Source organism: Kiloniella antarctica, from assembly GCF_042682825.1.
GTDB classification, from domain to species: domain Bacteria; phylum Pseudomonadota; class Alphaproteobacteria; order Kiloniellales; family Kiloniellaceae; genus Kiloniella; species Kiloniella antarctica.
The window spans coordinates 85,003-111,802 of record NZ_JBHUII010000008.1 but is presented as its reverse complement, the minus strand read 5'-3'; the positions used below and the strand labels follow the sequence as shown (position 1 = coordinate 111,802).

The 26,800-nt window shown below is 44.8% G+C and carries 25 protein-coding genes and 2 tRNA genes; 9 read left to right on the top strand and 18 right to left on the bottom strand.

Annotated features, from left to right (window positions below; all coding sequences use genetic code 11):
* Positions 1-53 (bottom strand): twin-arginine translocation signal domain-containing protein (locus tag ACFSKO_RS15180; RefSeq protein ID WP_380253132.1); only part of this gene is annotated, 53 nt, incomplete at its 3' end.
* 488 nt (positions 54-541) lie between these two features.
* Between ACFSKO_RS15180 and ACFSKO_RS15175 the strand changes: the two genes are divergently transcribed.
* Both ACFSKO_RS15175 and mctR read left to right on the top strand, forming a co-directional pair.
* The gene (locus ACFSKO_RS15175) at positions 542-1,930 is read left to right on the top strand and encodes a cache domain-containing protein (RefSeq protein ID WP_380253124.1); all 1,389 of its coding nucleotides are present in this window, start codon (positions 542-544) and stop codon (positions 1,928-1,930) included.
* A 3-nt stretch (positions 1,931-1,933) separates the two neighbouring features.
* Positions 1,934-2,575 (top strand): two-component system response regulator MctR, encoded by a 642-nt coding sequence (gene mctR / locus ACFSKO_RS15170; protein ID WP_380253122.1) that lies wholly within the window; start codon positions 1,934-1,936, stop codon positions 2,573-2,575.
* Positions 2,576-2,608: 33 nt separating this feature from the next.
* Here mctR and ACFSKO_RS15165 read toward each other — a convergent pair whose 3' ends face one another.
* From ACFSKO_RS15165 to ACFSKO_RS15140, 6 genes are all read right to left on the bottom strand, one after another.
* Complete coding sequence (locus tag ACFSKO_RS15165; RefSeq protein WP_380253120.1) at positions 2,609-4,054, bottom strand: TrkH family potassium uptake protein; 1,446 nt, start codon at positions 4,052-4,054, stop codon at positions 2,609-2,611.
* 227 nt (positions 4,055-4,281) lie between these two features.
* The gene (gene folE, locus ACFSKO_RS15160) at positions 4,282-4,890 is read right to left on the bottom strand and encodes a GTP cyclohydrolase I FolE (protein WP_380253118.1); all 609 of its coding nucleotides are present in this window, start codon (positions 4,888-4,890) and stop codon (positions 4,282-4,284) included.
* Between the two features lie 59 nt (positions 4,891-4,949).
* The gene (apaG, locus tag ACFSKO_RS15155; protein WP_380253116.1) at positions 4,950-5,342 is read right to left on the bottom strand and encodes a Co2+/Mg2+ efflux protein ApaG; all 393 of its coding nucleotides are present in this window, start codon (positions 5,340-5,342) and stop codon (positions 4,950-4,952) included.
* Positions 5,343-5,531: 189 nt separating this feature from the next.
* Positions 5,532-6,239 carry an ATP-binding cassette domain-containing protein gene (locus ACFSKO_RS15150; protein WP_380253114.1) on the bottom strand — a complete coding sequence of 236 codons (708 nt, stop codon included), beginning with the start codon at positions 6,237-6,239 and terminating at the stop codon, positions 5,532-5,534.
* 6 nt (positions 6,240-6,245) lie between these two features.
* The gene (locus tag ACFSKO_RS15145) at positions 6,246-8,012 is read right to left on the bottom strand and encodes an ABC transporter permease (RefSeq protein ID WP_380253112.1); all 1,767 of its coding nucleotides are present in this window, start codon (positions 8,010-8,012) and stop codon (positions 6,246-6,248) included.
* Positions 8,013-8,046: 34 nt separating this feature from the next.
* Complete coding sequence (locus tag ACFSKO_RS15140) at positions 8,047-9,267, bottom strand: ABC transporter substrate-binding protein (RefSeq protein WP_380253110.1); 1,221 nt, start codon at positions 9,265-9,267, stop codon at positions 8,047-8,049.
* 216 nt (positions 9,268-9,483) lie between these two features.
* Between ACFSKO_RS15140 and ACFSKO_RS15135 the strand changes: the two genes are divergently transcribed.
* The 3 genes from ACFSKO_RS15135 (at position 9,484) to ACFSKO_RS15125 (ending at position 11,156) form a co-directional block, all read left to right on the top strand.
* A tRNA-Gly gene (locus ACFSKO_RS15135) sits at positions 9,484-9,557 on the top strand.
* A gap of 97 nt (positions 9,558-9,654) precedes the next feature.
* Positions 9,655-10,089, top strand: coding sequence for an NUDIX hydrolase (locus ACFSKO_RS15130; RefSeq protein WP_380253108.1), 435 nt, complete (start codon positions 9,655-9,657; stop codon positions 10,087-10,089).
* Positions 10,090-10,142: 53 nt separating this feature from the next.
* Positions 10,143-11,156 carry a glycerophosphodiester phosphodiesterase gene (locus ACFSKO_RS15125; RefSeq protein ID WP_380253106.1) on the top strand — a complete coding sequence of 338 codons (1,014 nt, stop codon included), beginning with the start codon at positions 10,143-10,145 and terminating at the stop codon, positions 11,154-11,156.
* Positions 11,157-11,160: 4 nt separating this feature from the next.
* Here the strand turns inward: ACFSKO_RS15125 and ACFSKO_RS15120 are convergent, their stop codons facing one another.
* Complete coding sequence (locus ACFSKO_RS15120) at positions 11,161-11,466, bottom strand: NIPSNAP family protein (RefSeq protein ID WP_380253104.1); 306 nt, start codon at positions 11,464-11,466, stop codon at positions 11,161-11,163.
* Positions 11,467-11,772: 306 nt separating this feature from the next.
* Here ACFSKO_RS15120 and ACFSKO_RS15115 point away from each other — a divergent pair, with 306 nt between their 5' ends.
* The 3 genes from ACFSKO_RS15115 to ACFSKO_RS15105 all read left to right on the top strand — a co-directional run bounded on the left by ACFSKO_RS15115 (position 11,773) and on the right by ACFSKO_RS15105 (position 15,346).
* Entirely contained in the window at positions 11,773-12,366 is a 594-nt protein-coding gene (locus ACFSKO_RS15115; RefSeq protein ID WP_380253102.1) for a biotin transporter BioY, read from the top strand.
* Between the two features lie 388 nt (positions 12,367-12,754).
* A complete protein-coding gene (locus ACFSKO_RS15110; RefSeq protein ID WP_380253100.1) occupies positions 12,755-13,012 on the top strand; it encodes a hypothetical protein in 258 nt (85 codons plus the stop codon).
* A 189-nt stretch (positions 13,013-13,201) separates the two neighbouring features.
* Positions 13,202-15,346, top strand: a complete 2,145-nt coding sequence (locus ACFSKO_RS15105; RefSeq protein WP_380253098.1) for a sensor domain-containing protein — start codon at positions 13,202-13,204, stop codon at positions 15,344-15,346.
* Between the two features lie 44 nt (positions 15,347-15,390).
* Here the strand turns inward: ACFSKO_RS15105 and ACFSKO_RS15100 are convergent, their stop codons facing one another.
* From ACFSKO_RS15100 to ACFSKO_RS15055, 10 genes are all read right to left on the bottom strand, one after another.
* Complete coding sequence (locus ACFSKO_RS15100; protein WP_380253096.1) at positions 15,391-16,521, bottom strand: CobW family GTP-binding protein; 1,131 nt, start codon at positions 16,519-16,521, stop codon at positions 15,391-15,393.
* An 11-nt stretch (positions 16,522-16,532) separates the two neighbouring features.
* Positions 16,533-17,588, bottom strand: a complete 1,056-nt coding sequence (locus tag ACFSKO_RS15095; protein ID WP_380253094.1) for a COX15/CtaA family protein — start codon at positions 17,586-17,588, stop codon at positions 16,533-16,535.
* Between the two features lie 160 nt (positions 17,589-17,748).
* Positions 17,749-18,429 (bottom strand): VOC family protein, encoded by a 681-nt coding sequence (locus ACFSKO_RS15090; RefSeq protein ID WP_380253092.1) that lies wholly within the window; start codon positions 18,427-18,429, stop codon positions 17,749-17,751.
* A gap of 61 nt (positions 18,430-18,490) precedes the next feature.
* Positions 18,491-18,895, bottom strand: a complete 405-nt coding sequence (locus ACFSKO_RS15085) for a tellurite resistance TerB family protein (protein WP_380253090.1) — start codon at positions 18,893-18,895, stop codon at positions 18,491-18,493.
* A gap of 205 nt (positions 18,896-19,100) precedes the next feature.
* On the bottom strand, positions 19,101-19,937 hold the full coding sequence (locus ACFSKO_RS15080; RefSeq protein ID WP_380253089.1) for an anti-sigma factor family protein: 837 nt from the start codon (positions 19,935-19,937) through the stop codon (positions 19,101-19,103).
* On the bottom strand, positions 19,934-20,488 hold the full coding sequence (locus ACFSKO_RS15075; protein ID WP_380253087.1) for an RNA polymerase sigma factor: 555 nt from the start codon (positions 20,486-20,488) through the stop codon (positions 19,934-19,936). Before ACFSKO_RS15075 ends, ACFSKO_RS15080 begins: the two co-directional genes overlap by 4 nt.
* Positions 20,489-20,526: 38 nt before the next feature.
* Positions 20,527-20,922, bottom strand: coding sequence for a COG4315 family predicted lipoprotein (locus ACFSKO_RS15070; protein ID WP_380253085.1), 396 nt, complete (start codon positions 20,920-20,922; stop codon positions 20,527-20,529).
* Between the two features lie 115 nt (positions 20,923-21,037).
* The gene (locus tag ACFSKO_RS15065) at positions 21,038-21,661 is read right to left on the bottom strand and encodes a LysE family translocator (RefSeq protein ID WP_380253083.1); all 624 of its coding nucleotides are present in this window, start codon (positions 21,659-21,661) and stop codon (positions 21,038-21,040) included.
* A gap of 201 nt (positions 21,662-21,862) precedes the next feature.
* A tRNA-Pro gene (locus ACFSKO_RS15060) sits at positions 21,863-21,939 on the bottom strand.
* Between the two features lie 117 nt (positions 21,940-22,056).
* The gene (locus ACFSKO_RS15055; protein ID WP_380253081.1) at positions 22,057-24,873 is read right to left on the bottom strand and encodes an ATP-dependent DNA helicase; all 2,817 of its coding nucleotides are present in this window, start codon (positions 24,871-24,873) and stop codon (positions 22,057-22,059) included.
* 330 nt (positions 24,874-25,203) lie between these two features.
* Here ACFSKO_RS15055 and ACFSKO_RS15050 point away from each other — a divergent pair, with 330 nt between their 5' ends.
* On the top strand, positions 25,204-26,787 hold the full coding sequence (locus ACFSKO_RS15050; protein ID WP_380253080.1) for a lysine--tRNA ligase: 1,584 nt from the start codon (positions 25,204-25,206) through the stop codon (positions 26,785-26,787).
* Positions 26,788-26,800 lie beyond the last annotated feature (13 nt).

Genomic DNA, 26,800 nt, shown 5'->3' with positions numbered 1-26,800 from the left:
GCACCTGCCGCTACAGCCGTAGCTGTACCGGTTAGAAACTTTCTACGATTCATAAAAATTGTCTCCCTGTATCGATCTATCCTGTTTAGGATTTTTTAAATTGATTGACGAAGAAGTGCCTGTTGCTAAACAGCAAGCAAATAGAAAATAGTGAATGCTTTATTGTCGATATTCCCACAATTTTTTTCAAACAATAATACAAACTTTCACTGTTTCACTCTCCTCGGGTTGCCATAAGCATCTTGTACTCATTCCATTGAGGTAATGGTCATTGAGATAATGGATGCCTTATTCCAGATATTATTTCGCAAGGAACACCGCATTCACTGGCGGTTTTATTTTTTTTCCTTGAACTTGAAAGCCATTGTTTATCAACAATGACCATAGAATAATATTCGCAGCAGTTGGTAGTTGCTCATGTTTTGTTGGGATGGTCAATACCAACTAATACTGAGAGAAAACCAGTAAACAGCATGGTATAGTTACGGTCGAATTAAAAATATCTTTTTAAATTACACGAGAGAAACGGAATAATAAGGATATGAATTTAAAGCAAAAAGTACTGTTGCTTGCCACCGTTCCTCTGATTTTAGCTATCTCATTAATTTCTACATTAGTCACTTATCAGGCACAAAGTCTGGCAAAGGAAGAAATCGCGGCGTTTGAGCGTAATATGCTGAATGCAAAAAAGCTGGAGTTACTGAATTATCTCAGTCTTGCCCAAACGTCTATTGGACATATTTATGAGCCTGCCAGTGCTGAGAACCCAAAGGCAAAGGAACAGGTCAAAGAAATACTAAAGACTCTGACCTATGGCACCGATGGTTATTTCTTTGTCTATGATTTTGAGGGAACAAACCTTGTTCATCCCAAACAACCGGAATTGATTGGAAAAAATTGGTGGGGGTTGAAGGATACGACAGGTAATTTGGTTATTCAGCATTTAATTTCTCGTGCTCGCGAGGGGGGAGGTTTTCATCGTTATTTATGGAGCAAACCTTCTTCTGGCGAAATTGCTGATAAGATCAGCTATGCGGTTTCCCTTGATAAATGGAACTGGATGTTAGGTACCGGGCTTTATATTGATGATGTGATTTCACAGGTTGAGGCATTTGAAGAGGAAGTTCAGGATCGTATTTGGCAGACTTCCATTATCATTTTGATTATCACGTTTACTTCTTTGGGTGTTGTCTTTGTAACAGGGATTGTAATTAACCTTCATGAAAGGCGGTTGGCTGATGTGAAACTCAAAGAGTTAACACAGAGGATCATTGAAACACAGGAAGAGGAGCGAGGGCGGGTCGCGCGTGAGCTACATGATGGTATCAGCCAAATCTTGGTATCTATTAAGTACGCCCATGAAATGGCGCTAAATAAGGCCCAAAAAACAGAAAGTGATACTGAAGAGATCGCCGCTGCTATAGGGAAGGGGGCAAATGCTCTCAATATTGCGATTAATGAAGTCAGGCGTATTTCCCGTGATTTACGCCCCAGTATTTTGGATGATTTAGGACTGTCTCCTGCCTTAGAAAGTCTGGCGCATGAGTTTTCAGAGAGAACCGATATAAAGGTTCAAATCAGTACTGTTGCCTTTAAAGATTTATTGCCAAAAGATGCCAAGACAACCCTGTACCGTGTTGCACAGGAAACTCTAACAAATATTGAACGTCATTCTGGTGCTGATCATGTTAAGTTAGAACTCTCTGCACCTAGAGGGATCGTTACTTTGTCGATCCATGATAATGGGACAGGTTTTGATATCCATGGCCTCAGTGTTAAAAAAGATCCTCTTGCGGGAATTGGGCTTCGTAATATGCAAGAACGGCTTGAGCACCATGGAGGAGAGTTGCAAGTCACATCCTCTACAAAAGGGACAAGTATAGTGGCGATATTACCTAAAGGTATTTTACGAACAGGTGGCGAGAATTAAGTTATGCAAAGAATGGACACCTCAATTCGAATTCTCTTAGCGGATGACCACCCGCTTGTTCGTGACGGTTTGAGGTCGTGTTTGGAGATGTACGATAATATCCAGGTCATCGGAGAAGCAAAAAATGGAAGTGAGGCACTGGAAAAGGCGGTTGAACTAAAACCAGATGTTGTGCTTATGGATATTAATATGCCGGAATTAAATGGTCTTGATGCGACTGAAATTTTTGCAGAAAAATATCCGAAAATAAAATTACTTATTTTAAGTATGCATAACAACAGGGAGTATATATCGAGTGCGCTTCGATATGGTGCCCGAGGATACGTATTGAAGGATGTTCCCTCGCAAGAAGTTGTGGCTGCGATTGAAGCCGTTCATATGGGAGGGACCTACTTTAGTTCCGGTGTCTCCAAAATATTGATGGCTTATCAGGAACGTGACGTTGAGGGGCCTCTGACAACGAGAGAGCAGACTATTCTACTCTTGCTTGCTGAAGGAAAAAGTAACAAACACGTTGCGGCTGAGCTTGATATTTCTGTGCGTACAGTGGAAACACACCGTAAGAATATTAAAAGAAAACTCGATATCAGCTCGACGGCGGGTTTAACACGATATGCCATCGAAAATGGATTGTTATCCAACTAAATAATTAGGCGCCAAAGACAAGAAATGCCGAAGTTAACCTCGCCAAAATCGCGGTAAAATCATCACAAGAATGGTAAATAATTCTAACCGACCAAGGAGCATTCCTGCTGACATGAGCCATTTTGCTCCGTCTGGAATGGTTTGAAAGTTACCTGCAGGACCGATTATATCACCAAGCCCAGGACCTACATTAGCAATTGCTGTCGCTGCTCCAGAAATCGCTGTGATGAAATCCAAGCCAAACGCTCCTAAACCAACTGCGAGTAAAACAAAGCTTACTGCAAAGAGGAAAAAGAAACTCATTACGGAGTTTGATACGCTTTCTGGGATAGGTTCGTTATTATAGGTAGGAAAAAAGATGCCGTTTGGCTGTATTAAACGGTTGAGCTGGGCTTTTGTTGTCGCATAGAGAATTTGAACACGGAAAATTTTCATTCCGCAAGTCGTGGATCCAGCGCATCCACCAACAAACATCAGAATAAACATCAAAGATAAAGAGAACCCACCCCACTGCCCATAATCTTCAGAGGTAAATCCGGTGCCTGTCATAAGTGATATCACATTAAAGCTGGATAAACGCATTGCTGTCCAGAATGTCATATCGCCATTTTGCCAGAGCCAGCAAGCAATGGCTAAGGTGGACAGTCCGAGAATAATCAGAAAGGTTTTAACTTGGCTATCTGTGAGTAAAGAATTTAAGTCTCCGCGAATCACACGTAAATATAAGATAAAAGGGATCGACCCTAAAATCATAAAGCCGCTGATTGCCCAGTGAATAGAGGGGGCGTCAAAATGCCCGATCGACGCGTCGTAAGTTGAAAATCCACCTGTAGAAATTGATGTCATTGCATGGATGATTGCATCAAAACCTGACATGCCTAGCAGAGAGAGAACAATGGCGGCGCCTATTGTGATAAAGACATAGAAAATAGCAATGGCTGTGGCAATCTGTGCTGCTTTGGGTAAAACTTTATCTGCATCGAAGGCCTCAATCCTAAACATCTGCATACCACCGACCTGTAATATAGGCAGGATGGCAACAGCCATAACGATGATTCCTATACCACCGAGCCACTGTAGAATACCACGCCAGAGCAAAATACCTGGGGGGGAAGTATCCAGGCCGACAATCACGGTTGATCCAGTGGTGGTAATGCCAGACATAGATTCAAAAAAAGCATCGGTGACGCTAAGTTCTAATTCTGAAAAAGCCAGAGGAATGGCTCCGGCGACGGCAATTGTCAGCCATGCAAAGTTGGTGATGACAAAGGCTTCTCTTAAGTTCAAGTTTGTCCAAGTGGCGTTGGTTGCTAACATCATGCATATGCCAATTGAGAGGCTTAAGGCTGAAGACGTGGCAAAGACTCGCCAGTCAGGGTGCCCTGCTGCGGCATCGACAATAGCGGGAATGATCATCGCGATCGCCATGATCGATAACAAAATTCCGGTAACGAAGACGACGGGACGGAACTTGATCATCTTCTGGCCTTTTCAGTGTTGGGACATGTAACAAAATGCTGTGTGATATATAAGGAAAATCATCGACTTGCCGGATAAGCAAAGGGAATAATTCTCCCTCAAATCCAGTGTTGAAATTTCCACAAGATCCAAAGTGGTGCAGAGGTTATCAGAAAAACTTGAATTTTGGTATGCAAAAGCCCCCTATCCGGAATGCGGAATACAGGGGGCTTTGCTTATTAGCTTTTTTAGGACGCAGAAGATGACGGGTTTCCGATGAGGGAAAGGAATTCACGACGCGTTGAAGGGTTGGTCCGGAAAAGGCCCAACATACGGCTGGTGACCATTGTCACCCCAGATTTGTGAACCCCGCGGGTGGTCATGCACTGATGCGCAGCTTCAATAACAACGGCCACACCTTTGGGTTGGAGCACGTCATTAATAGCATTTGCAACTTGAGCAGTCATTTTTTCCTGAATCTGCAAACGTTTGGCGTATGCTTCGATGACACGCGCCAACTTGCTGATGCCAACGACCCGGTTGTTCGGTAAATAGGCGACATGAGCCTTACCTATAATGGGCGCCATATGGTGTTCGCAGTGGGATTCAAACCGGATATCACGCAATAGAACGATTTCGTCATAACCTTCGACTTCTTCAAAAGTACGTTCGAGAAGTTCGTTGGGATCTACGCCGTATCCAGCAAAAAACTCTGAATAACTACGTACTACGCGATCTGGCGTACCGAGAAGGCCTTCTCGGGTGGGATCATCGCCTGCCCACCGGAGCAATGTTTCAACGGCTGCGAGTGCTTCGTCACGGCTTGGGCGGATGATTTTGTTATTATTGTCGCTCACGGACTGTATCCTCAAAATTCTCCTGGGGCGATCTGTTTACCCTAAGGAGAAGGGGTGTTCTAGTTTGGACGTGCCACCTCATAGGGGCTATCCAGTGAAAAAGCTGGAACGAGAACTTCGTATAGCTCACCGCTCATACCTTCCATTTCATAACTTCCGCACATGATCCCGGAGGGGGTCGCTAGCGGGGTGCCACTTGTATATTCAAAGCTCTCACCAGGTTTCAGTAGAGGTTGTTCACCGACAACACCAGCGCCACGAACCTCTTGAATACGTCCAAGTGAGTCTGTGATGCGCCAATAGCGATTCTTCAACTGGGCATTTTCATCCCCAATATTCTCAATTTGAACCTGATAAGCCCAAACATAATGGTCGTCAGTCGGTGACGACTGATCTTCAAGAAAAGTCGGTGTTACTGTAACCGTTATAGACCTGGTGGTCTGACTATACATGGACACGGGCTCCTAAAACTGTCCTTAATCGAGACAGCTTTTATCCTGTTTTTGCCGCAAGGGCAAAATCAAGATGACATATTGCTCTTAAAAAATGTCAAATATCAATTTGGTAGACGACAGATACTATAAATATACCGCCAGTAAAGACCTTGGAGAAATATTTTTCAAATTTGTTTTTGTTTGTGGTTAATTATTTATGTCGACCATATTCAGAACTGTTCCTTCTGTCGAGCTTGCATCATCTGGATCATGGGTGACGAGCAGAGTCGGTAATTGGTGTGCTTTTGCATGGCGAAAGACGAAGGCGCGAAAGCGTTCTCGGAGCGCGACGTCGAGTCTTGAGAACGGTTCATCAAGTAACAAAGCTGTTGGTTGTGACAATAATGTTCGTAACACAGCAATCCTTGCGCGTTGTCCTCCAGAAAGAGTGGCAGGATCTCTGTTCGAAAAATCCGGAAGCCCAGCATCTTCGAGGGCTTGATTTATCAGTTGAGCACGCGCTTTTCTACCCTTAACGGAAGGGGGGATACCAAAACTTAAGTTCTCCCCAACAGACATATGAGGGAAAAGAAGATCTTCTTGAAACAGCATTCCGATATGCCGCTGCTCAGGAGGAAGAGGTGTCAGGTCAAAATCTCCGAGACAGATGTTCCCTGAAATCGAAAACTCGGAAGATAAAGTTCCGCTTATGGCGGCAAGCAAACTTGATTTGCCGCAACCACTTGGGCCCATTAACGTGGCAATTTCCCCTGGTTTGATTATGAGGTTCAAATTTGAAAAAAGGAATTTTTCTCGCAATTTGAGAGAGAATTCTTTCAATACCAAAGGAACGGGATGCCTTGGAGCATCTGCTCTGTGATAAGTGTTCAGTTTGTTTTTGTTATCACCGGGCATTGGTTCTTAGTTTTCCTTGAGAGATTGTCTGTTGCGAAAGCGTAATCCAGGTAACCAAAATGCTGCGCAGAAGATCAAAAGAGGTAACAGTGCCTGTAACAACGCATAGACCCCAATGACACGTCTGTTTCCGCTCGCTGCAAGGTTGACTGCTTCTGTGGTCAGAGTAGCGAAGCGCCCTCCTCCTGCAAAGAGTGTCGGCAGGTATTGTGCGACAGATACAGCAAAGCCGATTGCCAGAGCGAAAAATATTGGCTGCACTAGCATTGGTAACCGCACCTGCCAAAAAGCCTTTGCTGGACTGACGCCAAGGGAAAGGGCAACACTGATATAGCGATCATCCTGACAGCGGTATGGGTCTGAAAGGGAAAGAAAAACATAGGGCAGGACAAACAGTAAGTGACTCCAGATCATCGATAGCCAGCTGCCGTCTATACCAAGCTTGATGGCCACGACCTGAACACCAAAAAGGAAAGAGACTTGTGGAATCATCAAAGGAAAATATAAGAGCCACAATGCACCAGATCCTGTAGTTTTTCCACGACGTTTTTCATTTTCGAGACAAGCTATAACTAAAACAACTGCAATAAACGCGCTTGCGATACCGACGGTTAACGTTGTGCTGCTTGTCCAAAAGAGATTGTCAAAATTACTGCTCCAACTTTGAAAGGACCAAACCGAAGGCAGAGCATCCGGATAACGCCATCGTCGGGTAACGGACCAGATGACAATGCTGATGAGGCTGCCAAAAAAAACAATGATGACCAGTTTTATTCCTGTACTTGATAATCTGGTTATTGCCGTTTCATAAAATGCTCGCTTACCGCTTACCAGCCATTGCTTTGTTATTTTTCCAAGCAAGATTTCACTAAAACGCCACAAAGCGATAGAGCCGATCACGACGAAGAGTTGGAGAACAGCGCCTGCGGCTGCCAGTGTGCGATAGCTCAGATCTGGATCATAAAACCACCTCAAAACCAGTATAGAAAGCGTGGGTGGTGTGGTTGGTCCAAGAATAAGTGCGACATCCACCACAGAAAGCGAAAAGGCAAGTACGGCAAATATAGGTAGGCGGATTTGACGATAAATGATTGGTAAGACAGCTTTGACCCAAGCAGCGACAGGCTTGTAGCCAAGAGTCCGGGCCAGGCAAAGACGCTGCTTGGCTTCACTCTGATCCAAGGCTGCTATCATCATAAGTAAAAGGTAAGGCGTTTCCTTTATGATCAGCCCAAAGATTAATGTCAGTCCGATCGGGTCGTGGATAACGGCAACATCTGGGGGCGTTTCCCAACCCGTCGCCCAAGGAGAAAACAACCGGACAATCCATCCACTGGGCGCAATGAGAAAGGCCAAGCCAATCGCGAGTGCCGAGTGAGGGATGGCCAAAATAGGGGCGAGTATTCTCCGAACGCGTTGGAAGCTTCGTGTCCCATACCAGGCCGAGATAAAACAGATGGCGAGGATAAGTGAGAGGATGGTCGCTGCCAAACCACTGAACAAGGTGTTGAGCAAAGCCTTTGGTAAGGCAGGGTGGTTGAACAGTTCATTCCAAGGTTCGTAATTTAGTTCTGTGCTGCCGATAACTGGAAGGAAGCCAAATGCAGGTAGTAATGTGCTGACCAATCCGGCCAATACGGGACCTAGAAAAGCCAAAAGAGTAAGCACGGGCATAGATCGCAGGCTAAAGAGCCAGCCGAGAGCATTTGACCAAAATGCTTTCTTAATCTGCCCGTGATTTTGGCTGTTCCTTCGGTTGGATTGGCTTTTCATTACTTACTCTGAAAGATGGTAAAAAGCCTTGAGGTTATTGCCCATAGCGCTTGAGCCACTCTTTTTCGATCTGTTCCATCCATGAAGGATGAGGTTCTAACAAAGTTGGTCCGAGATCTTGAGGGGCCAGGGTTGCCACGCCCAGTTCAATAGATGAGAAAACTTTCTGATCATCAGCAGAAAGTTTGTTGATGGCAAGTACGGTATCGTCTCCCCAATATTCTGGATCCTGCTTTCTTGCCTGAGCGATTGGGCTCATGAGAAAGTCTGCCGTAACCATGGCCGCTTCTTTGTTGGAAGAGTTATAGGGGATGGCGATAAAGTGGGTGTTACCGATGGTGCCTTTTTCAAACACGAAAGTCCGTACACTGGGCGCGAGTTCACCAGACTTTATGAGAGAGGATGCTGCCCCAGGATTAAAGGAAAGTTGAATGCTAACTTCACCATCATCCAAAAGTTGCTGTTGCGCTGCACTACTAACCGGGAATTGGCTGCCACTACGCCAGAGATTGGGGTGGAGTTTATCAAGATAAGCCCAAAGCGGAGCGGTGGTGCTTTCAAATATCGTGCTATCTTGAACTTTAGAACGCAAAATAACAGGATCTGTTGCAAGCTCAAGTAGAGCTTGTTTTAAAAATGTGGAGCCCAGGTAATCGGGTGGTGATGGGTAAGTAAAGCTACCGGGATACTTTTCACTCCAATTTTGAAACTCTTTAATCGAATTGGGAGTGGTTTTGATTCTACTCGAATCATAAATAAAGTTGAACTTTGCCATGCCCCAAGGCGCTTCCAGACCTTCAACAGGGGTGGTGAAATCCATTGTGGTGGTGGCTTTGTTTTCTGTGTCTACCAATACATAGTTTGGTAACTTGTCTGTGAAAGGACCAAACAGCAGACCGTTCTTTTTCATAGAGGCAAAATTTTCACCATTGATCCAGACCAGATCAACGGTGCCATTGCTGTCCTTGTCCGCCGTTTTTTCGGCGAGGACGCGGCTGACGACATCTGCTGTATCAGTAACTTTCACGTGTTTGAGGGTAATGCCGTGTTTATCCCAAAGCTCTTTACCAACCCAGGAAATATAATTGTTGATCTGCTCACTGCCGCCCCAAGCATTCCAATAGATTGTCTGGCCTTCTGCTCGAGCTTTGATATCTATCCAATTTTCGGGAATCTGCGCCGCACTTGTTTGCGTTAACAGACTGCAAAACACACCTGCTGCCAAAGCCATTAGACCAATACGTTTTCTCGCCACAGTACTTCCCCACTTAGTGATATCACAATAAGATACATTATCTGAGGCAAGCCTATAGAGCTTGGGTCTCTCTGTCAGCCTTAAGTCTTTCTCATCACGAGGGTTTTATCGCGGTGTGAATTTATAGGTCTTAGTCGCATAAGCGAGGAAAGCCTTGCCTTGATATAAGGCCGAGGATAACTATTGTATCTAGCAGCTCTTCAAGACACATCTTTGGCGGGTGTAGTTCAATGGTAGAACGGCAGCTTCCCAAGCTGCATACGGGAGTTCGATTCTCCTCACCCGCTCCAAAATTATTAAGTATAATTAAGTGTTGTTCAAAACTGTTCTATTGATCGTTCTCTTTGACTATTTTTTGATTCGTTTTTACTTCCATGAAAGTCTCTTATGACTGCTCTTCATACGCCTAAAGCACCCGATATAATTAAATCAAATACCATAAAAATAGCAGCTGCTATGATCTGTAACGATCAGGGCAAGGTTCTGCTTGTCCGAAAGCGAGGCACTTCTTTTTTTATGCAGGCCGGGGGAAAGATTGAACAAGGTGAAGATCCTCTGGTTACTTTGGAGCGGGAGTTACAAGAAGAGCTGAGCTTTGTCATTGTTGAAGAGGATTGTCGCTACCTTGGGAAGTTCTCTGCTAAAGCAGCCAACGAAGAAAATGCGATGGTTGAAGCTGAAATTTATCACATTAAGAGTAACCTCAAGGTTACAGCACAGTCCGAAATTGAACAACTAATCTGGATTGATCCACGAAATCTGGGTTCTTTAAAGGTTGCGCCTCTGACCAGAAAACTTCTGGAAGCAGATGTTATGACTTAGGTAAGGTTCCTCAATACGGGTTATTTTTGGTTTCATAGTTGAAGAAGATTGCAATGCAGAATGTAAAAACAACCTTTTTGGGGCTGACGCTCTTCCTCGTTATGAGCGTAGAGGGCTTAGCGGAAACCGTTCCAGAAATTTCGACTGATCAACAAACGGCTCAGGTGTCACTTAATACGCAGTTGAGTGAAAATTTTGACCTGCAGGGGCATCGCGGCGCGCGAGGCCTTGCGCCAGAAAACTCTTTGGCGGGGTTTGCTTTGGCGCTGGAGCTTGGGGTAACGACCTTGGAATTGGACACGGGTGTAACCCGGGATGGTGCGGTTGTGATCCATCACGATGCCTATCTCAACCCTGACATTGCCCGCGATGACACGGGCACATGGGTCAAGGACAAGTCTCTGCTCATCAAAGAGATAAATTATGCTGATCTGGCCCGGTTTAATATTGGTAAACTCAACCCGGGGTCAAAATATGCAGAGCGGTTTCCTGATCAAAAATCTGAAAATTTTCAGGCTATACCGCAACTCGCTGATCTCTTTGAAATGGTAAAAAAAACGGACAATAAGACCATCCGTTTTAATATAGAGACGAAGATCAATCCGACTAAACCTACAGATACTGTTTCCCCTGAAGTCTTTGTAACTCAGTTGCTTGCTGAAATTGATGAACATGGCATGGCAGACCGTGTGTCTATCCAGTCTTTTGACTGGCGCACGTTGCAGCTTGTACAAAAGAGATCCCCGAACATCCCCACGGTTTATTTGACCGCCCAACAAAAATGGCTCGATAATATTGCCTTGGGACAAATGGGGACCTCGGGCTGGACGGCAGGTTTTGATGTAGATGATTTTCAAGGAAATATCCCGAGACTGATTAAAGCCGCGGGCGGGACGATTTGGTCGCCGTTTCATAGAGAAGTTACAGAGGAACTTCTCTTGGATGCTCACAAAGAAGGCCTAAAGGTCATTCCGTGGACTGTGAATGATCCTAAAGACATCTCTGCATTAATCGACATGGGCGTCGATGGAATTATTACTGATTATCCTCATTTGTTTAAAAAATGAAACCCTAACTAAGCACAGGCCGTAAAAACTGCCGATCATAACGGCGGATGCATTTGGTTTTCTTGGCATATTCATAAGCGGCGAGGCATTCGTCATCCTTCATGCTGTCGGCGCGGTATTGCTCGTACTCAGCAAGAGAGGGAAAAGAGAAAAGAGCAAGAGCAAGATCGTTGGCACTTTCCTGAGGAAGAAAGTATCCGTGATGAGTGCCGCCAAAACGCTCGACAAGGGGGATCCAAAGTTTGGCGTAGGTTTCAAATTCTACAAGCTTATCCGGATCTATTTCGTAATTGACGTAGCAGGTGATCATTTTTTCCATCCATAGGTTTTGTACTTTGTTTGAAAGAGCTATAGCTCTTGTTCTTAAATAATATAATAATGAGATGTTAAATTCGGTAATGAATAAATTTGATAGCTCAAACGTATGTTCTTGATGACAGCTCTCGTTATTTGATGGCTTACAAATACAACCAATTCCTTCCTGCATAAATACACCTTCCCACTCCCAAGCCAGCTTGTTAGACTTATCAAGAAATTATCGATTCTTAACTGGTGCCTTCTTTTTGTTGTTGAGGAAGGACGCTGGCGGTTTATTTATTAATTAGGAGGCACATAGATGCTCTCATTACAGACTGCTTATCCAACCTTAGGGCAGCAGATTATTGGTGGAAATTCTAAACTTTTAACCAAGATGTTGATGGTGGTTGTTGGATCGTTGGCGCTCTGGGCTTCTGCTAAGGTTCAGATCCCCTTCTATCCTGTTCCGATGACCATGCAGACCACAGTGGTGTTTGCCATTGGTATGGCTTTCGGTTGGCGGCTTGGTGGTTTGACCATCATGCTTTACCTCTTCGAAGGTGTTATGGGCTTGCCAGTATTTTCAGGCTCACCGGAAAAAGGCATTGGCCTTGCTTACATCATGGGGCCAACGGGTGGTTATCTCCTTGGTTTCTTTGTTTCAGCGGTTGTACTTGGCTGGCTCGCGGAAAAAGGTTGGGATCGTAACTACTTCTCGACGGCTGTCGCGATGGTGATTGGTAATGTTGTGATTTATGCTTTTGGTCTAGCTTGGCTTGGTTCCATCGTAGGCTGGGACAAACCGCTTTTGGCATGGGGTATGACACCCTTCCTCCTCGGTGATGTGATCAAGCTGGTTTTAGCTTCACTGCTCTTGCCACTGGTCTGGAAGCTTCTTGGGAAATCTAAATAGAATTTTTCAGATCATTAGGTTTGGCTTTTTTATTGGTTAAGCCTTGCAGAAGAGAAAATCGCCCTGCGGGGAATAATATGATTGAGAACGTTGTCTGCCTTGAGGTGGACAACGTTCTTTTTTATTCTGGTCCGTGATTTTATCACAAAATCAGCCAGATCGAAGTTACAATCCCGAGCATTTATGCTTTCCGTAACCGAAATACACATTGCCGTTGCACACTTCTTTGAGGATATCTCAACACAATCAAGACTAAAATTTAACTAGAATCTAATGTCGGTAATTATAGATTTTTCCTTGTCCTTGAAGGAATAGGATTCTAGAGAAATAGGTGTATTATTAGTTTGAAAGCATAGGGACCACCCGGGTGTGGTAAAAAAGGAACAAAATGGTCGGACGGGTCATCCAGATAGTTTTACTCTGCTTTGTTGTCGGGGTGATTCTCGCAGCCTTTAATACAGATGCTTTAGGGCTAATGAATTGGGTGGTTGAGAATTTTCAAAAAGTTATCGATTCTACCCGAGAGTTCATTGACTGGGGAGGACGTTATATCCTTCTTGGTGCAGGCTTGGTCTTGCCTATTGTTGCGATAAACTTTCTTATTAGTTTTATTAAGAAACGGCGCTCCTCCCAAGGGAATGAATAGTACCCTTGTTGGAAGAACAGAAAAAAAGCAGACATTTTTTCAAATATTTACATTCCGGTAACGGTCATTTTGGTAGCTTAGGTGAGAGACTACTGATGCATTTCTTTATAAAGGATATTTGCGTCGATAGTTTGGGGCCCAATGTTATTGTGAACGAGTGAGCATTCGTGTGATTGCCAGGAATTTAAATTGAAGACAGATATCAGGCATATCCTCGATGCACTTCCCGATCTGGCAATGCTGGTTCGTGAAAAAGAGGTCGTATATTGCAATAAAGTTGGCTGTGTCATTCTCGGTGGTACGGAAAAAGAAGACTTCTTCCCTTGTCCTTTGGTGTCATTGATTGATTCGGAATACCATGAAGTGTTTTCCGACATTTGGGATGACCTGCTCAGTGTGGGCAGAACCGATTTTCCACTCAAGATGCGTGGATTGGACGAGAGAACGCATGAAATCATGTTTTATGCGGAGGCCATTGAAGGCATAGATAGCGATACGATCGTTCTTTATGGCAAGGATTTCTCTCAGGCTAAAAGGACAGCTACTGCGCTTGTTGAAAGCGAATTTTCACAACGGATTCTCAAAGACGCAGCCCTTTCCTTTCTGTGTATTTGTGATGACAAAGGTATTAGTTACATGAATCCGGCGGGGTTACGGCTGCTGGAAGGGAAGAAAGAAGATGAAGTTTTAGGACGGAAATTTTCAGAACTGGTTCATCCTGATTATCGTTCAGTATTCAAAAAGGATTTGAATATTCTTGCAGCGGAAACGCAGGCTCTTCCCATGAAACTTATTGGTTTGAAAGGTAGCGAGCTACGAGTTGAAATTTTAGTTTCCAAGTTCAGGCATAGTGGCCGTAGTGGATTTTTGATCGAAGCAAAGGACATCAATGACCTTCTTCTTCGGCAAGAAGAACTTCTTCGTATTCAAGGTGTTCTCAAACGAAAAGTTGCAGAACGCACCCAAGAATTAACCGCGGAAATTAAAGCACGAATTCATGCGCAAGAAACCGTGGAACATATGATATTTCACGATGCGCTTACAGGACTTGGTAATAGAGTACAGTTTGTGCGTTACGTTGACGAAGAGGCTACGTCTCGTAATCCTGTAAATGAGAGTGATAAAAGGCACAAATGGGCAGTATTAGTTCTCGATCTTGATCACTTTAAAGACCTTAATGATATTTTTGGCCGGGAAACAGGGGATCAACTCCTACGTCAAATTGGAAAGCTCCTTGAAGAAGAAATGATCGAAGGGGCACATTTGGCTCGCCTAGGTGGAGATGAGTTTGCACTTATGCTGCCTTATGAAAATGATACTGATCCAGAAAACTGTGCTCAGAGGATACTCTTGCGAATGGGTAAGGCCTTCTTCCTCAGCGGTAAGGAGATCTATTCCGGGTGCAGTGTGGGTATCGCACTTGCTCCAGAGCATGGAAACACTGCAGCGGAGCTTTTGGGGCATGCTGAAATAGCTTTATATCACGCCAAAAACAAAGGCCGCTCTACTTATTCTCTTTTTAACTCACAACTTAAACAAAGTATTGCTGAGAGCAGCAGGCTCGAACATTTACTGCGTGCGGCGTTAGAAAAAAATGAATTCGAACTTTATTACCAGCCACAGATTGAACTGGAAACTGGTCGGCTTGTTGGTGCGGAAGCTTTAATTCGGTGGCATAGCAGTGATGGTATGATTAGTCCTGATCGATTTATTCCAATTGCTGAAAAAACAGGCTTGATTGATCCGATTACGGATTGGGTGATGACGACGGCTTGTACCCAAGCAAGAGAGTGGCAAAACATTTTACCAGGAATTCGTGTCGCCGTTAATCTATCGGCCATATCTTTTCGTCAGGTCGACTTTGTAAATAAGGTCCGTGAAGTTTTGGAGTTTACGCAGGTGAGTCCTGATTGCCTTGAGTTAGAAATTACTGAGACGGCGATTATGGCCGACTTCAAAGAAGCAGAACGTATTCTTAATAGCCTTGATGAGTTGGGCGTGCATTTGGCTATTGATGATTTTGGTACAGGCTACTCATCATTGTCCTATCTAAAGCGTTTTCCAGTGGATAAGTTGAAAATTGATAAGTCGTTCGTAATGAAACTGGATCAAAATCAGGACGATGCAGCTATCACGGCTGCAATCATTTCTATGGCGCATGCTATGGGGACTAAGGTATTGGCAGAAGGGGTCGAGGAAAAGACCCACATGCTGTTTCTAAAAGAGCGAGGCTGTGAAGAGGCACAAGGATACTTCTTTGCGCGCCCTATGCCGGCGGCTGATTTCTTAGTTTGGTGCGAGCAGGAAGGCTCTGCCTCTAATTTGAGGAATTGAGGCTAAGCCGTCTTTCTATTTGATAGTTTTAGAATTCTGGTGAGTTACCGTAAGTCGCCACCTTGTTCGATAAAAGCTTTAAAAGTGTCGTCAAACATTTCCCGCTTTAGATCCCTGACGATGAAAACAATTTTTGATCGATGATCTTCATCAGGCCAGGAATCAAGCATAACAGGGGGATGAAAAATGTGTTGCACGCCGTGGATAACAATAGGATTTTCGTCCCCCTCTATATTGAGAACGCCCTTTATCCTTAAAAGATTGCTTCCATAAAGAGTGATTAGCATTTGAATCCAGGAATTGAGTTGTTCCCAATCAATAGGATGATCGTGTGTCAGGCAAAAGGCGTGTACTTTATCGTCGTGTCTATTTGTATTATGTTTATGGTCATGCCCGTGTTCATGATGCCCGTGTTCATGATGCCCGTGTCCATGATGTCCGTGCTGGTGGTCGTCGTGCTCTTCATCGAACGCTTCCGCTTTTAACCACTTTTGTACGTCGAGGGTTTTCGTCTCAGGATTATAAAGACCAGCGTTGAAGAGCGACGTCGGCGCAATAATACCGTGTTCTATTTCTTCTACGATTGCTGTCGGATTTAAGTTGCGCAGGCGTTCAATTAAACCTTCAAGCTTGTTTTTTTGAGTGAGGTCTGTTTTCGTCAGTAACAATCTGTCAGCAACGGCAACCTGTTTTACTGACTCCTGTTGTTTGTCCAGGGTATCGTTGCCGTGGATTGCATCAACTGTTGTTATTACACTATCTAAGCGAAAGCGATCGCTTAGAAACGGATCAGACATAAGTGTTTGAAGGATCGGTGCAGGGTCAGCCAAACCCGTTGTTTCTATGACAATACGCTGAAATGCAGGGACTTCTTTCATCAAGCGTTTTTTATAAAGTTTTCTGATGGTTTCTACCAAATCCCCTCGCACTGTACAGCATAGGCAACCGCTGTTCATCAATACAATGTCTTCGCTTGAGCTTTCAACCAGCAGGTGGTCTAGTCCAATTTCCCCGAACTCGTTCACAATTACGGCAGTTTCATCCATGTCGGGATGTTGTAATAATTGCTTTAAGAGTGTTGTTTTTCCACTGCCCAGAAAACCAGTAAGTACCGACAGGGCCAAGGGTTCGTCAGGAATGTCCATATCGTGTACTTGAAATTTATGATTTGGCATTATGTGAGCCCTTAATAAAGAGAGAGGGACTTGTCTCTACGGACAAGGTACAGGGTGTAGAGGCTTGCTGTGAGGTACAGTAATCCACCAGCTTGATGCATGGCCCCCAAAGAAACAGGCACGACAAGCAATAAGGTTGATATACCAAGTGTAACTTGGAGAATACCTGCTGCCATAAGTAAATGAAGAGCTTTTGTAAGGGCCGCAGGACGGGTAAGGAAGAATGCCCAAACCCATACAATGATTGTAAGGGTAAATGTTGATATTGCGAGCACCCGGTGATTAAATTGAACGGCAGCAACATTCTCGAATATGTTTATATGCCATGGGGTAATATCATTGTATGAAGCGGGAAGAAGCTGGCCGTCCATCAAGGGGAATGTGTTGTATATCATTCCTGCGTTTAACCCAGCAACAAGCCCACCGGATGCGATTGTAATCGTAACGAGAAGGGGAATGAGCATCAAAGGTAGATGCAATTTAGCACTGGTAATGGCCGAGTTTCTGCTTGGCATAGGCAAAAGCAGTTTTAGGGCAATCCAGAAAAGATAGCCATAGATGGCAAAGGCCATTAGCAGGTGTGCGGTGAGACGATATTGGCTGACATCAGTTCTATCGGCAAATCCACTTACAACCATATACCAGCCAAGTCCACCTTGTAGGCCACCAAGAACAAACATGAAAACAAGGTGAGGTAACAACGGCTTTCGGACTTGGCCCTTTATTAAAAAACAAAGAAAAGGAATCAAAAATACTATACCGATGGCACGGCCCCAGAGACGATGGATAAATTCCCACCAAAAAATTTCTTTAAACTCTTCTAAACTCATTCCCACATTTTCTTGCTGATATTCAGGAATTTGTTTGTAGATATCAAAAAGACGTAGCCAATCTTCCTTGTTCATAGGAGGTAAGGCACCTTTGAAAGGTTCCCACACCATAATCGAAAGGCCAGATTCTGTGAGGCGGGTTATCGCGCCGATGACAGCCATGATCATTATCATGGCACAACATACTAAGAGCCAGATAGCGATGGGACGGTCTTGTTTCCTTGTATCCGGTATCATTGTGCTTTGCTTATACCCTTATGTTGCTTGGATCTGTAATTGTAACTCTATTGCTTTATATTAGGATTTTGGCGGGTTTCAAGGCGCAAGTTTTTGGAACAACCGTGCTTTTGCCCGCGTCATCAAATTTATAGGCGAGCTTTGAGATGTATTTTTGATTTTAAGCCGCAGCTATGAGCAGACATGAGGGTAATTCAAGGCAATGGGTAACATCATTTTCGGAAGTGGATAGGGTGAGCCTCATAGCGTGGGCTGGTGCATTTTGATCTAGAGAAATTAACCCGATACGAGATAGCTCTAGAAGATCTGGTGTCGTCTCAAAAGCACAAGGAATATCAAGTTCTATTCCAACAATTTCTTTAAATTTTTCAGAATTTTGTCGCGCAACAGGTTTTTCTTTTGACCATACATCTGGCCGTTTACCACCTGGCGATTTGAAGATAAAGGGTTGCTCGGGATCAAGGCTGGATTGAGCTACAGGGATCGACATCCCTTCAGGGAGATATGGAGGACAGTAATCCCATGTTTCAAACGGAAAGTTTGAACGTAAGGCTATACCAAAAGGAGAACTGTTATTTGTTTTCCATTGTGCGCGATCAGCAAGACGAGTGTTTGAAATCGGGGCGCGACGAAGTGCCTGTTCATCATTTACCCAAAGTAGCTCAAGGTAAGCATTGTCAAAGCAGTAACAAATATTTGTCGTTCCTTGACCGGGATGGTCACGCCGATAGCTTTCTATAAATCCGGCTTGCTGCATACGAAGCGCTTCAACAGGATCTTCGTTTGGTAAAGGATCAACGAAAATGAAAATATGATCGATATCGATAGGTGAAGAGGACATCTATTAATGTGTCTAGAATTTACAGGGGGGATATCGTACCCCCCCTGAGAAAATAAGAAAGTTAAGCAGTCATGTAGCGGGCGCGGGCTCCACGTTCGAGAGCTGCAGCAGCAAGGCGTTCAACATCAAGTGTATGTCGAAGAATTTCAAGAAGGCGGAGTTCTTCTTGGCTTGCAAAACCGTCGGCGGCAACGACTTCAAGAGCAACGGCATAAGCGGTTTCACGGAGTTTTTCTGGTAGAGCTGCAACGACTTGATCCAGTACTTTTTCGAACCCATCTTCTTGACCGAGAAGATCTGCACATTTGCGTGAATCCATGGGAAGGTCTTCTGGGTTGTAGCCGTTGAAGATCGGTAAAAATTTAACAATTTCGCCAATGGTCTGAAGTTCTGAATCTGTCATGTCGCTGTCAGCAGCTGACGCAAGAACCATAATGTAAACCAGAGCGGATCTGTAATCGGTCATGTAGACGCTTCCTTTTGTGTTCTTTTTACGAGAGCTATCTAAATAGCTGATTAAAATCGTGGTTGTTCAAATCTGAATGACGAGCAACATACGTATGGTATAGAGACCCCGTTTTCAATCCTGTATGATGCACTATAGCAGAAAATATTGTAATATCCCTAAAGAACTCTTTGAATTTTTGTTCCTTTTCTTGAATTGTTCTTTTTCATAACTGCTTGAAGATACTATTGGCAATTTTTGAAAGTTCTTCGGGCTCTATGTCGCCTATCACAACATAGCCAAGAGGACCATCATACCAGTAAAATGCTCTGGTTGAGCCACTTTCTTGGAATTGAAAAGCAATTTCATGGGTTTTTGAATTCTCCAAATTTGAATTCTCTGCCGCGGTATTGGAAGGAAATTTTGAAAGATACACAGTAACGCGTCGACCTTCGGTACTTTCGTACATGAATTGAGCGGCGGGACCTGTGCTGGAGGGAAGAAGACGTCCACCCATAAGTCGAAAGCTGTCGTTGGATAGGTCAGGAATGGTAAGTGGTTCTTCTAAACGATAGGACAGCCATTTAGCCAGATGAGTTTGCTCATCACTGGTTACTTCAACCGGGTGTGTTACTTCAGGGGTATAGACCCAATGAGCCTCCATAGCGGGGGTGGTCAAATTATCTGAATTTGCCTGCGTTATTGGGAAGTTGATGTTTGGGGAATTGAAATAACCATGCCCGAACCATCCACTTAAAGAGCCTGTGGTAAGCAAGAGTATGGCGGCGGCGATTCTAGGTAACAGATTGTAACTTTGTACGGTCGGCGTTATGGACGACTGAGGACGGATTCCAGGTATCAAATACTCTGGAACCACTTGTTCAACCTTATCAGAAAAGAGAAATTGCACGCCTTCTCTTTGTTTTTGCCATTCTTGTACCCGTTTAGCATCTTCGGGGTGAGTTTCTAGCCATTGTTCAACTCGCTCGGTGTCGGCCGTACTCAGTTCGCCATCAACATATGCGTGAAGAAGTTCTGAGCCTTCAAAGCGATCCTTACTCATTTTATCCTCCTGATATGTGGCGTTTTTCCTTGTGTTTTGGAAGGGGTATTTTGCGAGGAGGGGTCCATATTTCGTCGTACTGTTTCCCGTGCTCGAGACAAGCGTGACATAACTGTTCCTGCTGGAATTTTAATGATCTCTGCTACCTCTTTATAGCTCAAACCTTCCAAAGTGATGAGCAGGAGAACTTGCTTTTGCTCTTCTGGTAAAAGGGCAATGGTACGATCCAAATCTTTTAAATACAGATGATCGAGTTGATTGGAAGGATTTTCAAACTGAGAGGTCATGGATAGTTTTTCACTGACTTCTGATGAGTGCGCTAGAGGGTTGGTTTTATTGGCGCGATAATGATTTAGGTGTGTGTTACTTAGTATTTTGTAGAGCCAGAATTTTAAATCACCATGTCCTTTCCACTGGGACCGTTTACTTAGGCCTCGTTCGAGGCAGTCTTGGACAAGGTCGTCAGCAATGGATGAATCTCTTACCAGCGCGTAAGCATATCGTCTAAGAGCAGGGATTGACTGGGTTAACTGAGTAAGAAACTCATCCATGTAGCTCGCCTTGTTTTATAAATTAGGCAGCAAAGAGTTCAAGGTGTTACAACGTGCCATACACCTTTGAACTTATCGCCCGTAACATCGCCAGATTGCTTGTCGTTAACCCAACCATATAGAGGCATCCCCTTATATGCCCATTGTTTCTCACCATCATCCCGTGTGATTTTTGTGAATTCGTCAGTTTCTGCTGGCGAAGCTTCTGCAAGAAGAGGTGGCCATGCTTTCGCGCAGCCGCCATTACAGGCAGATTTCCCATTGGAATCTTTATCAAAAGTATAAAGTGTCATACCTTTATTATCGGTGAGAATATGCCCCAAGGAGCTGTCACCAATTTTTATGACGCCAGATAGGTCTCCTGCGAAAGTTACGGTTGCAGATACCATCGCTGCAGAAAGTACAACTAGACTGGTTTTTAGGAACTGTTTCATTTTCACTATCTCCATTGCTTAAAATTTGTATCAAAAGGGGTGATACAAATTAAGACACCGGAGAAAGAATTTTATTCCATCGCGGTAAAAATAATTGTTAAAGAGACCTGTTAATTTAACTCGATGTTGCGAGTAAACCGCCGGCTCCGATAAGTAGAGTACCACTCGCACGGTTCATGATTTTTTGTCCTCTTGCAGTTCTTGTTAAGAAAGAAAGTTGCTTGCCGGAGATGGCATAGAGGAACAGTGCTATAACTTCGAGGACGATAAAGGTAATACCCATAATCGCAAATTGTGAAAGCATGGGGCTTTCTGCGACAAGAAATTGTGGGAAGAAGGCGGTGAAAACCAAAATCGCCTTTGGGTTGCTGATTGCAACAAGAAATTCTTGGCGGACTATTTTATAGGTTGACGCCTTTTCAGAAACGGTAAAGGCAGAAGTGTCTATTTCTTCAGTCTTGGTCCGCCATAGACGATAGCCGAGATAGACGAGATAAACAGCGCCAACGATTTTCAGTATGTAAAATGCCGTAGCTGAGGCAGCTAGAATGGCTCCGAGACCCGTGGCGGTCAGTAAGATCAGAATTACAAAAGCAAACAGGCGTCCCAATCCACCTTTCATGGCGTAGAAAAGTCCATAACGAAGACCATTGGTCATGGCGAGCATGTTGTTGGGGCCGGGCAAAATGTTGATTGCAAAAGCTGCCGGGATGAACAAAAGCCATAAATCGAAAGACATGGGTAGCACCGCTCTGTACGAAGGAATTGTAATGAGCCTACAATTGCGTTGGCTGGTCGTATAGATAAAGAATTTAGAAGCGATGATTGTAAGGTAACAATCATCGTGTGAAAGGATAGGGGAAAAAAGATAACCCTATAAACGACAAAAGACCGCAAGGAGCGATCTTTGTGAGAAAATTTTTGGATTTCTTTTAGAAGATGGTCGGGGAGAGAGGATTCGAACCTCCGACCCTCTGGTCCCAAACCAGATGCGCTACCAGGCTGCGCTACTCCCCGAACGAGTGATGGTTTATGCTTCCTGATTTGCTTTTGCAAGTAAAAAATACAATGAGGGAAAAAATGTCTAAGAATCCCAATTTTTCAAAGATTTTGAGTACAGTACAATGATGTGGGTTAACGATCTCTTTTTGGTAGCTTCTGTGTTTTGGTGTCAAAAAAATTCTTAACCTCTTTAACAGCTTCTGCAAGGCCAACTTTTTGAATAGAGACGCCTTCTGGAAAGGCATTTTGGAGCCGACTTGGCATCATAGGGTCGAGTAGTACAAAAATTCCCCGATCATTCTCTCGTCTTACCAAGCGCCCAAAAGCCTGTTTTAGTTTTAAGCGGGTTTGGCTGTCATTGTAGCGATTACCACCAAAGTGATCTTTGCGCGCACGGTGTTGAATGGTGGGCCGAGGCCAAGGGACACGATCAAAAACGATCAATCGCAAAGATTCACCAGGAACATCGACTCCATCTCGAACGGCGTCGGTGCCGAGGAGTGAAGAATTTCGTTCTGCACGGAATATATCGATCAGGGTTGAAGTGTCGAGGTTGTCGACGTGTTGGCTATAGAGAGTTAAGCCCGCACGATCAAGTTCTGGGCCCATTTTCTGATGGACAGTTCGCAGTCGAGATATCGCCGTGAAAAGGCCAAGTGCTCCGCCTTGTGAGGCAAGGAACAACTCTCGATAAGCAGCTGAAACCTGATCCATATCATCTTTGCGGACATCGTTGATAATAAAGACGCGTGTTTGCTCGACATAGTCATAGGGAGATTTAAAGCGGGCCCGAATTGGCGTCCCTGGCACGAAAGCTGCTCCGGTACGTCTTTCCGCGCCAATCCAATCACTTTCTTCGCTGCCACTTCCCTCGGTTAGGGTCGCGGATGTAATAACCGTTCCTTGAGCTTGGGAGAGTAGGGTGTTCGCAAGCGGTTTTGTTGGGTCGATCCAGTGGCGATGGAGGCCAACATCTAAATCTTTACCGCCAGCACGTTCGACTGAAAACCAGTCGGTGAAGTCTTCCGGGGTCTCTTCTTCGAGGGCACTGAGCATTGATATCCAGGCTTGAATTTGATTGCTGCCGCGTTGTTCTAAACTCTTGCATGCTGCTTCGATACGCCTGCGTGTGTCGCTATCAAGCTCGTCTGCTTCATTGTCGAGACGTTGCTCTAGTCTGCGTCGCAAGTTTTTGATTGGCTCTAAAAGTTGCTCAAGTGCGGATCTAAGCTCAATTGCTGAATCTATCAAGCCGGGTATGGGCGGTTTGGTTTCTGCTTCCAGGCTATATGGTGAATTCTCGTGGTCCGTTCTGGCATAGACTTGATCGCGGAGATGGCTAAGAAAGGTTTCCATCGGACCGGATGGCTGTTTGTCTTCCATACGGTTTACCCAACCGTCTCCGGTTAGATGTCTGGCAGCGTGAACAGTTTCTGTGACTAGGTCACGGGTTCGATCATCTGTGGCCACGAGATCCTCGAGGCGTTTTTTTAAGCCACGAGCACGACTTGCTGAGCGGGTTGTTCCCGTTTCAACACCAGATATCCACCTTCTGAGTTCCTGACTTTCCTGAGCCGTCAGGTGTGCCGAAAAGGCAGAATCAGCGGCGTCAAAAAGATGGTGGCCCTCATCAAAAACATAGTGACTAGGGAGGGATCCTTCATCACGCCCACCGCCCATGGCCGCTTGGATCATGACGAGTGCGTGATTGGCAACGACAATATTGGCTCGTTTTGCTTTGCGAATATTGCGTTCAATATAACAGCGACTGTAATGGGGACAGCCAGAATATATACATTCGCCCCGTCGGTCCGTAAGTCCAAGGGTTCGGCCACGACCAACCAGGTCAGCCAGCCAGCCAGGGAAGTCACCACCAACCATATCGCCATTGCGGGTTCGCGACGCCCAACGCGCCATGAGCCCGATGGCAATCGCATCGTTGGGTCGGCTCATTAGAGCTTGAGAAGCTTCTTCTAAATTGAGGAGGCAGAGGTAGTTTTCGCGCCCTTTACGAATCACCACGCGTTTTGCTTTTTCATGACGTTCGGGAAAGAGGCGATTTAGTTCGCTATCTATTTGGGTTTGTAAGTTGCGGGTAAATGTTGAAATCCAAATTGGAGCACCGTTTTTTTCGGCCCAAATACTGGCAGGCGCGATGTAACCGAGCGTTTTGCCAACGCCAGTACCTGCTTCTGCTAGGACGATGTTTGGCTCTCCGGATACGTCTCTTGGAGCAAAGGCGCTGGAAACTGCGGAGGTGTAATCGACCTGCTGGGGGCGGGCTTCTGCTTCATCGCCCAAAAGATCTGCTAATCGTTTCCTCGCATCTTCTGGTTTTACAGACTGGTTTCGGGGCGGATCTTCGGGAGCGTGGTCGCTCCATTCTTCTAAACGTTCCCATATGCGTAAGCCCCGTCCGGGTTTTAGCGCTGGGGAGTGGATATCTTCCTCGTGCATCGCGGCCAAAACTGACGGACCCCATAACCAGCCAGCCATCATCATGGTTCTGGCAATATCGGCGGCATAGGGATCGAATTGGCGCCCCTTGGAAGCTTGTTCACGCAATAAAAGTTCTGACGTTTGGTGAAGTAGCATCGCGGCGGCTTCAATGGAAGTCGGTTCTGGAGCGCCAATAAAAGCAGCAAGTCCTCGCGGTGTCGGAGTGCAGGCGGCCGAGGGGCGGACAAAGGCAATTAGTTCGAGCACATCATAAGAGAGGAAAGGGTCAATACTCAACCGTTGAGCGGTTGATCGCGCATGGCAGACATATGGAGGTTCTAAAGTAACGCGCCGTGCTGCTTCAGAATTGGCAAGCCTTTCAATTTCACCATCAGGGCTAATCCACACAGAGAAACGTAATCCGGAAAGCAACAATGGTGCTTTGGGCATCATTACCGCATCAGGATACTTGTTGTTGGTATTTTTTGGTGTGTGCGGATCAGTGCTCATTGTCTAATGTAATCTGGTCTTTCTTATTCGGGCTCTGGTATTTATTGATTTTGGTTTAAAATTACTCAAGTTCACCTTTCTTATAAAAGCGGGGCCTTGCTATGGCTATGGAAAAAGAACAAGCGGCGAACATTCCTGAAGAAATATCCTAAAGCCGTTAAAGAAAGCATCAATATTTACCAAATTTACTTAATATTCCTTTCGGGGAGGACTGTGCTAGTTGACGTGAGGCTCTCCTCCGCCTAATTTCCCCACTCTGGCGACTATTTTTAATGTTCGTACCAGAGAGAATCTCATTAATTAACATTATAGCCCTTGAGGGATAAAAAGATGTCTGACCACCAGGAACTTGCTATGCAGGCAAAAGCATGGCCGTTTGAAGAAGCGCGCAAAGTATTGGCTCGTATTGGTGGGAAGATACCGGAGAAGGGCTATGTACTCTTTCAAACGGGCTATGGTCCCTCAGGCCTTCCGCATATTGGTACTTTTGGTGAAGTTGCGCGGACGACGATGGTTCGTAACGCTTTCGAACAACTTTGTGATATTCCCACTAAGCTCTTTTGCTTTTCCGATGATCTGGATGGCTTTCGCAAAGTACCGGACAATCTTCCAAACAAGGAAATGTTAGCTGCGAATATTGGGCAGCCGTTGTCTAAGGTGCCAGATCCTTTTGGTGAACACGAAAGTTTAGGGCATCATAACAATGCGCGGTTAAGGCAGTTTTTGGACAGCTTTGGTTTTCAGTATGAGTTTCTTTCAGCCACTGAGGTTTATAAATCAGGGCGATTTGATCAGGCTCTATTGGAAATTTTGGCGAAATACGACAAAGTTATGGATGTGATGTTACCAACATTGGGAAAAGAGCGGCAGGCGACCTATAGCCCGTTCATGCCGATTTGCCCCAAAACAGGTAACGTCCTCCAGGTTCCTGTCGAAGAAATTAAGGTTGAGACAGGTACGATTGTTTATCGGGATGTTGATGGTGATCTCGTTGAGGTGCCTGTGACAGGTGGCCATTGTAAACTACAATGGAAGCCTGATTGGGCAATGCGTCAATATGCGTTGGATGTCGATTACGAAATGTCGGGTAAGGACCTCATCGATTCAGTAAAGCTGGGTAAAAAAATTCAAAAGGTATTGGGGAGCAAAGGTCCAGAAACCTTTACTTATGAATTATTTCTGGACGAGCAGGGACAAAAAATTTCCAAATCAAAAGGTAACGGGCTTTCAATGGAAGAGTGGCTTACATATGCGCCACAAGAAAGCCTTTCCTTGTACATGTATAACAAGCCAAGAACGGCCAAGAAGCTTTATTTTGATGTCATCCCACGTACTGTTGATGATTATCTCACTTTCAAAGAGAAAGTTGGTGAGCAGGATGAAAGCAAACGTTTTGAAAACCCTGCGTGGCACATTCATACAGGCAATGTGCCTTCTGAAAAAACCTCTCTTTCATTTGGTATCTTATTAAATCTTGCGAGCGTTTGTAATGCAAATGATGCGGATCGATTATGGGCTTTCATTAAACGGTATGCACCAGAAGCGTCTCCGGAATCAACTCCGTTCCTCGATCAGCTTGTCGGTTTTGCCGTTCGGTATTATCAGGATTTCGTAAAACCAAATCTTAAACATCGAGCGCCGAATGAAAAAGAACGCGCGGCGCTGGAAGATTTACTGGTTGTTTTGAAAGCCTCATCAACGGATGCTTCTGCTGAAGATATTCAAACAGAAGTTTATAGTATTGGTAAAAAGCACGAGTTTGATAATTTACGAGATTGGTTTAAGTGCCTGTATGAAGTTTTGCTCGGGCAGTCTCAAGGTCCTCGTATGGGGACGTTCTTTGCACTCTATGGTGTCAACGAAAGTGTTTCTTTGGTTGAAAAAGCCTTGGCTGGTGAAGACTTGACTGTTTAAAGATACGGTAGTT